The organism is Aquiluna sp., from assembly GCF_965064355.1.
This window is the reverse complement of the sequence record NZ_CBCHRQ010000065.1, coordinates 1-7,337: the sequence shown is the minus strand read 5'-3', so window position 1 is coordinate 7,337 and position 7,337 is coordinate 1. Positions and strand designations below refer to the sequence as shown.

The window sequence follows — 7,337 nt, the reverse complement described above, 5'->3', positions numbered from 1 at the left end:
AGCTTTCCGAGGCAATTACCGCCGCCGGTTACACCGCCAAGGAATTCACCTCCCTAGATGCCTAAAACTAATCTTCAAGAGCTTGAAATTGAGGGGATGACCTGCACGGCTTGCGCTAGGCGGGTTGAAAAGAATCTCAACAAGCTCTCTGGAGTAACTGCCTACGTTGACTTTGCAACGGAAAAGGCTCACCTTCAACTGACCACCGAAGTTACTCAAACTCAACTATCCCAAGCCGTTGAAGCTGCCGGCTACAAGGTCGGATCTGGCAGGTCAGAACTTCAAACCCTGAAACCAAGACTTTGGGTTGGTTCAATCTTTGCGGGGCTGACCATGCTGTTCGGCATGGTGCCGTGGTTCGCATTCACAGGATCCCAATACCTGGTATGGGCTTTGGCCACCGTCGTAATTGTCTACGTGGCATACCCATTCCACAAGGCCGCGTTGAAGAATCTAAGACACCTCGATTCCACCATGGACACCCTGGTTTCGTTGGGCTCCCTGGTGGCATACGGATACAGCGTTTATATGACACTGGATGGTCACCCACACAATTACTTTGAGGTCAGCGCTGTCGTGCCTGCAGTTGTACTAATTGGTCGATACATCGAAGTCCGCGCTAGAAGAAGCGCAACCGATGCGGTAAGAGCACTGCTTGCAGCCATCCCAGAAACCGCAAACATCGAGCGCGATGGCGTGCGAATCACAGTTGCATCCCAAGAGGTGCGCCAAGGCGACAAGGTATTTGTAAACGCCGGTGAACGAATTCCGGTCGATGGCAAGTTGCTTTCGGCTAATGCACTGATTGACCTTTCGACTCTCACCGGAGAAAGCCTTCCGGTAGCCATTACCCAGGGCGGTGAGCTCTCGGCAGGGGCCACATCGCTTGATGGTCAGATTGAGCTTGAAGCAACCGGAAGCGCGAGTGTCTCTCGACTTTCTCGAATTGCAGACTTGGTTCGTGAGGCAACTGCTCAAAAGACCCAGCTTGGATCTCTTGCGGATCGCATTTCAAGCATTTTCGTGCCGAGCGTTATCGTCATTGCCGGCGCTACATTCGCAGTTTGGAGCTTGCTTGGTGCCAGCACCGACTTTGCGGTGTCAGCGGCGGTTGCGGTATTGGTGATTGCCTGCCCTTGTGCTCTGGGCATTGCGGTTCCGATGAGCCTTACTGTTGCCACTGGTTTGGGAACTAAGAAGTCTTTGGTGATTAGAAACCCAGATGCGCTCAGGTTGGCCTCTCGCGTGAAGCGAGTTATTTTCGATAAGACTGGAACGCTCACCGATGGTCAGCTTCGAGTCGTGAACTCCCGCGGCCTAGGCGGCGTAGGTACTGCAACCATGTTGGCTTATGCCGCAGCAGTCGAGCAGGGTTCAAATCACCCGGTAGCTAAGGCAATCAGCAAACTCAGCAACCAATTCATCGCCACCGAGGTGAGTGAGCGGGCTGGCGTTGGACTTACCGGTTTGGTCGAGGGCAAGCTTGTGAGCGTTGAGCGACCCGGTAGCTATGAAAACCAACAGGAGTTAGATGAAGCTCTAGCTAACGCCGGGCCAAACACCTTGGTTGTGGTTGCTTGGGAAGGTTGGGCGCACGGCCTGATCGAACTTAGCGACGCGCTACGCGTTGGTGCCAAAGAGGCAGTTGCCGCGCTGACAAAGATGGGCATCGAGGTGGAGCTGCTTTCTGGCGACCACCCAGCACGCGTTGAGGTAATTGCCACCCAGCTTGGAATCGAGAGCTTCCGCGGCGGAGTAACCCCAGAGCAAAAACTAGAACTTCTTCGCAGTGCAAACCAGGTCACCGCGATGGTTGGCGATGGCATCAACGATGTGGCGGCTCTTGCTCGTGCAGATGTTGGTATTGCAATGGGTTCTGGAGCTCACGCAGCCCAGGCCGCCAGCGCGATCACAATCTTGGATGACAACCCGCTAAACGTTGCCTACGCGCTTTCTCTTGCCAAGCGCACCCACCGAAACATCCTGCAAAACCTAGGTTGGGCCTTTGGCTACAACCTGATCTTGATTCCCGTTGCGGCGATGGGGCTACTAAATCCGATCCTGGCGGGTGCCGCAATGGCATTTAGCTCTGTCTCGGTTGTGGTGAATTCTCAGCGCCTAAAGTGGCAGGATATAGCAGTACACGAAGGAGTGGCTAAGTGATTACCTCTGCCGACGAGAAGCGCGTTCTCGATCTAGTTCCAACCGGTCTTTACATCAACGGAGTTTGGCGTGATGCCTCCGATGGCAAGACCTTCGATGTCTTCGACCCTGCCACCGGCAAGCTACTAAAGACCATTGCCGATGCTTCCTATGAAGATGGCCAAGAGGCCATCGCAGCAGCCCACGACACCCAAAAGTCCTGGGCAGCCACCGCACCTCGTGTGAGGGCCGAACTGCTTCGCGCGGCATTCGAGAAGATCACCGCCATGAGCGATGACTTTGCGATTTTGATGTCGCTTGAAATGGGTAAGCCATTTCTAGAAGCCAAGGGCGAGGTTGCCTACGGCTCTGAGTTTTTGCGTTGGTTCTCCGAAGAGGCAGTGCGCGTAAATGGTCGATACCAAACCGCACCCGATGGCAAGAACCGCCTTATGGTTCTCAAAAAGCCGGTTGGCCCTGCGCTTTTGATCACCCCCTGGAACTTCCCGCTAGCCATGGCCACCAGAAAGATTGGGCCAGCCATCGCAGCCGGCTGCACCTCGATCCTGAAGCCTGCTGCCCTAACCCCGCTGACCTCTTTGCTATTCGCAAAGGTTCTGCAAGAGGTTGGAGTTCCAGCTGGTGTGGTGAACGTGATCCAGACTTCTCGAGTCTCCGAGGTCACCGGACCGATTATCAAGGACTCCCGGCTTCGCAAGCTCTCCTTCACCGGATCCACTCCGATTGGCAAGATGCTGATTAAGGATTCTGCCGACCAGGTGCTGCGCACCTCAATGGAGCTGGGTGGCAATGCACCGTTCTTAGTTTTCGAAGATGCTGATGTCGATAAGGCTGTTGAAGGTGCAATGCAGGCAAAGCTTCGCAACATGGGAGAGGCCTGCACCGCAGCTAACCGCTTCCTGATTCACGAATCAGTCGCCGATGAGTTTGCTCAGAAGCTAACCGCAAGGTTTGCAGCCCTCAAGGTCGCCAGAGGAGTCGAAGAGGGCACCAACATCGGACCTGTAATTGACGATAAATCACGTAACGCGATTCACGCACTGGTGACTGACGCAACCTCAAGGGGAGCAAAGATTCTCACCGGTGGTGTGATCCCAACTGGTGAGGGCTACTTCTACCCGCCGACTGTTCTGCAGGGAGTAGCTGCCAACAGCGAGATTCTCAAAAACGAGATCTTTGGCCCAGTGGCCCCAATCGTCACATTCAAGACCGAGGACGAAGCTGTTGCAATGGCAAACGACACCGAATACGGCCTAGTTGCCTACGCATTCACCAAGGACCTAAACCGCGGTCTGAGGTTGGCAGAGAAGCTAGAAACTGGAATGTTTGGCTTGAACACGGGCTTGGTTTCTAACCCAGCCGGTCCATTTGGTGGTGTCAAGCAGTCTGGGCTTGGTCGCGAGGGATCCCTTGAAGGCATCGAGGAATACCTCGAGACCGTCTATGTCGGCATCGCCGACCCAATGGTCTAACTAGTGTCGAAAGTACTTCTGCTTCACGGTTGGACTAACCGTCGCCCCGAAGGTCACTGGATGCGCCTCACAGCCACCGCCCTGCGCAATCAAGGTCACCAAGTTTGGTATCCGCAGTTTCCGGCCCCAGAAACCCCTAACCCAACCGACTGGCAGGACCTGCTTAGGCAGGAGTCCAACATGATGGATGAGGTTGAGGCGGGCGAAAAGATAGTTATTGCCCACTCGCTTGGAACCATCAACTTCCTCTATGGCGCCTTGACAGATTTGTTCAACAAGCCTTTTGACAGAGCACTTCTAGTGGCCATCCCGGACCCAGTTATGACGTCAGAAACCACCGGCATCGAAGGCGAACCACTGGACTTTAGAAACCCAGCCCTAAAGCCTCAGATGAATAAGTGGGCAGGTAGCGTCACAGCGGTAGCAAGCGACAAAGATCGCTGGCAGCCAAATGGCACAGATTTCTATCAGCCGCTGGGTCTTGAAACCATCGTGGTTCAAGGGGCAGGACATTTCTCGCTTGATGATGGCTGGGGAAGCTGGCGGGGACTAGAAACTTGGGTCGAAACCTCTAATCCGCAGGCTTTACCAGAACGCTAGTTTGCTTTCGAGCCCTGCGCATGAAGGCCAAAAGAATCAGCAGGGTCATCGCCGCAAGCCCCATAGACATGGTTGAAACGATCGCCAATTGTGGATTCGCCAAAAGCATCAGAGTGAGCAGAGTTGGGCTTAGCGCGGAAACTATTTTGCTGAGCATCATCACGTAACCCTGGCGCTGGCCGTAACTGTCTGAACCAAAGAATAAAAGCGGCAGTGAACCGCGTATAAATGGATTTAGGCCCACACCAATACCGTGCAGGATCACAAACGGCAGAATCGCATTAGCCCCAAAAGCTAGGAGCAGAATCACACCGACCGGGTGAACCAATATCGAGATTGCAGCCACCCGCATTGGCGTTAGGTAGCGATCAAGTGCCACCAACAACAACCTGGCTGCAACCTGCGATGGTCCCAAAATGGCAGCGGCGAAGATTGCCACCTGCTGATCGGCACCTATTTCGCTGAGCATGAACGGCAAGGTGCTATTCACGCTAGAAACAATGAATCCCTCCAGCGCAAACATCACCGCAAAAACCAGCAGCAGCGGATCAAAGCGGAGGCGGTTTTTGATGATTTTGCGTATCGGTCCGGTGGCATCGGCCACTTCTCTAGGTTCGACCCTTGGGATCGAAAGGTGGATTGGCAGCGCAACCAACAGGTGCATGACGACCCAGAACCAAACCGCTGTCTGCCAACTGAAACTGTCGTTCAAAAACGATGTCAGTGGCCAGGAAATAGTTGAGGAGAATCCGGCAAACACGGTGATGCCGGCAAGGACCTTGTTGGCTTTGGTGCCCAAGAACGAAACCGCGGTTGCAAAAGCCGAGTCGTAGTTGCCCATCGATGCTCCGATGCCCATAAAGATCCAAGCAACAAAGAGTAGAACCGGCTCTGAGCTAAGTGCGAGAAGCGATAGCCCCAAAGCAAAGGACAGGTTCCCGAATGGCAGGACCCGACGTCCTCCAAGGCGATCAATCGCTTTGCCAATTCGCGGTCCGATAAGGCCTGAAACCAGAATTGAAATGGTGAATGCCCAGAAGAAGGTTTCGGTAGGAATGCCTAGGTCTTGGGAAATTGGAACAGCAAGAATTGCCGGCAGGTAAAAGCCGGATCCCCAGCAAATGATTTGAGGTATGCCCAGTTTCAAAGTCAGCTTCGTGCTGGATTGCATGGACACCTCGATGTGATTACCCCCAAGTTTAGCCAGCCTCAGTGATAGTTTTTGGCTGTGAAACCACATGCGATTATCACTGGAGCAAGCTCCGGACTCGGTCTCGAATCTGCCAAAGCGCTAGCGGCCAAAGGCTTTGATCTAATACTTCTGGCAAGAGGTGAAAAACGACTACTTACGGCCGCCAAAGACATCCAAACTCACAACCCAGAAGTCTCAATAACACCCAAGGTGTTGGATATATCGGACTTCGACCAGGTCAAAGAATTTGCCGCATCAATCACTAGGCCGGTAGATGTTTTGATGAACAATGCTGGACTTATGGGTCCAGATTTCAAGCTTTCCAAACAGGGCATCGAAACCCAGATGGCGACAAATCACCTAGGACACTTCGTCCTAACCGCAGAGCTTTGGGCACAGCTCAACAAGGTGGCAAGCCCTCGCGTGATTTCACTGAGCTCGGTAGTCCACCGCAGAGGCAACTTCGACAGTGCAAACGCAGATATTGTGCGTGGGGCCAATGAAGCGAAATACAACCGCTGGCAACGTTATGCGGATTCGAAGTTGGCATGCCTCTGGTTTGCCCGCGAGCTGCACAACCGAATTACCGCCGAAGGCGGGCATTGTAAATCGATAGCCGCGCACCCGGGCTGGGCGGTTACCGGACTGCAGGAAAACTTCCCTCACGTGCTGGACCCGTTCGCTCAAACTGCAAAGCAGGGTGCACAAAGCCAGATTTACGCTGCCCTCGGCAGCGACATTCGTAGCGGGGATTTCATTGGTCCGAGCCTGGAACTTTGGGGTAAGCCGAAGAATATCAACGGCTCAAAACGCTCTCACGATGCCGATGCAATGGCTTCGTTTTGGCGCACCAGCGAAGAGCTCACCGGGGTGAAATTCCTCAGTTAGAGGTAGGCTTGGTGGAGATTTCAAGGAGTTATCTTGCAGCCACTTAGCCCGGAAGCCATCGTCGGCTCTCGGATCACAAACCAAAGCCTTAGGCGCTGGCTACACTCTCTGCCCGGCGTTGACAAAGTTGGCCTAGAGGCCAGAGCCGCTTCATTGGGCACTCGTTCGATAAAGACTTCCTCCAAAGCATGGGCACTGGATGCCGCCATCAAGATGATGGACCTCACCACCTTGGAAGGTATGGACACCCCTGAGCGCGTTCGCAGCCTTTGCCTAAAAGCACTAACCCCAGACCCAACCGATTTGGATTGCCCAAGACCTGCGGCCATTTGTGTTTACGGCGACATGGTCAAGCACGCTAAAAAGGCCCTTGGAAATAGCGGGATCTATGTCGCCGCAGTTGCCACTGCTTTTCCTTCGGGACGCGCAAGCGTCCCGGTTAAATTGCTCGACACCAAGGACGCTGTCAAGGCCGGTGCCGACGAGATCGACATGGTTATTGATCGCGGTGCATTCCTAAGCGGCAACTACCTAGAGGTTTTCAAGCAGATTCAGGCAGTCAAGGAGGCTTGCAAGCGAAGCGATGGTTCCTACGCTCACCTCAAGGTGATTTTAGAAACCGGTGAATTGCAGACCTACGACAACATCCGCAGAGCAAGCTACCTCGCGATGTTGGCGGGTGGCGATTTCATTAAGACCTCAACCGGCAAGGTCACGGTGAACGCAACCATTCCAATCACCATGTTGATGCTGCAGGCAGTTCGCGATTGGTATGACGAGCACGGTGTTCTTATTGGCGTAAAGCCGGCAGGTGGTATCCGCACCGCAAAAGACGCCATTAAGTATTTGGTGGTCGTTAAAGAGACCGCTGGTGAGCAGTGGCTAAGCCCAGACCTATTTAGATTCGGTGCATCGAGTTTGCTAAACGATGTTTTGATGCAGCGTCAGAAACTAAAGACCGGCAACTACTCCGGCCCAGATTATGTGAGCGTGGACTAAGGAAAATGATGTTCGAATACGCA

General features: G+C 53.8%; 6 protein-coding genes. 5 read left to right on the top strand and 1 reads right to left on the bottom strand.

The window, feature by feature from the left end; genetic code table 11:
- Positions 1-57: 57 nt before the first annotated feature.
- The 3 genes from AC128V_RS05955 to AC128V_RS05945 are packed head-to-tail and all read left to right on the top strand — an operon-like array spanning position 58 to position 4,235.
- On the top strand, positions 58-2,163 hold the full coding sequence (locus AC128V_RS05955) for a heavy metal translocating P-type ATPase (protein WP_482763761.1): 2,106 nt from the start codon (positions 58-60) through the stop codon (positions 2,161-2,163).
- A complete protein-coding gene (locus AC128V_RS05950; protein ID WP_482763760.1) occupies positions 2,160-3,635 on the top strand; it encodes an NAD-dependent succinate-semialdehyde dehydrogenase in 1,476 nt (491 codons plus the stop codon). Before AC128V_RS05955 ends, AC128V_RS05950 begins: the two co-directional genes overlap by 4 nt.
- Before the next feature lie 3 nt (positions 3,636-3,638).
- Positions 3,639-4,235, top strand: coding sequence for an RBBP9/YdeN family alpha/beta hydrolase (locus tag AC128V_RS05945; RefSeq protein WP_482763759.1), 597 nt, complete (start codon positions 3,639-3,641; stop codon positions 4,233-4,235).
- On the opposite strand, the gene AC128V_RS05940 is transcribed toward AC128V_RS05945, so the two are convergent.
- The gene (locus AC128V_RS05940) at positions 4,207-5,406 is read right to left on the bottom strand and encodes an MFS transporter (RefSeq protein WP_482763758.1); all 1,200 of its coding nucleotides are present in this window, start codon (positions 5,404-5,406) and stop codon (positions 4,207-4,209) included. The genes AC128V_RS05945 and AC128V_RS05940 overlap by 29 nt on opposite strands.
- Before the next feature lie 57 nt (positions 5,407-5,463).
- Between AC128V_RS05940 and AC128V_RS05935 the strand changes: the two genes are divergently transcribed.
- Both AC128V_RS05935 and deoC read left to right on the top strand, forming a co-directional pair.
- Positions 5,464-6,315: an SDR family NAD(P)-dependent oxidoreductase gene (locus AC128V_RS05935; RefSeq protein ID WP_482763757.1), complete on the top strand. Its 852-nt coding sequence runs from the start codon at positions 5,464-5,466 to the stop codon at positions 6,313-6,315.
- 33 nt (positions 6,316-6,348) lie between these two features.
- Positions 6,349-7,314 carry a deoxyribose-phosphate aldolase gene (gene deoC, locus AC128V_RS05930; RefSeq protein WP_482763756.1) on the top strand — a complete coding sequence of 322 codons (966 nt, stop codon included), beginning with the start codon at positions 6,349-6,351 and terminating at the stop codon, positions 7,312-7,314.
- Positions 7,315-7,337: the final 23 nt, after the last annotated feature.

Excerpts from the sequence above, each read along its gene's own strand:
- AC128V_RS05955 (WP_482763761.1), top strand. The coding sequence starts at position 58 with ATGCCTAAAACTAATCTTCAAGAGCTTGAAATTGAGGGGATGACCTGC.
- AC128V_RS05940 (WP_482763758.1), bottom strand. The coding sequence starts at position 5,406 with ATGCAATCCAGCACGAAGCTGACTTTGAAACTGGGCATACCTCAAATC.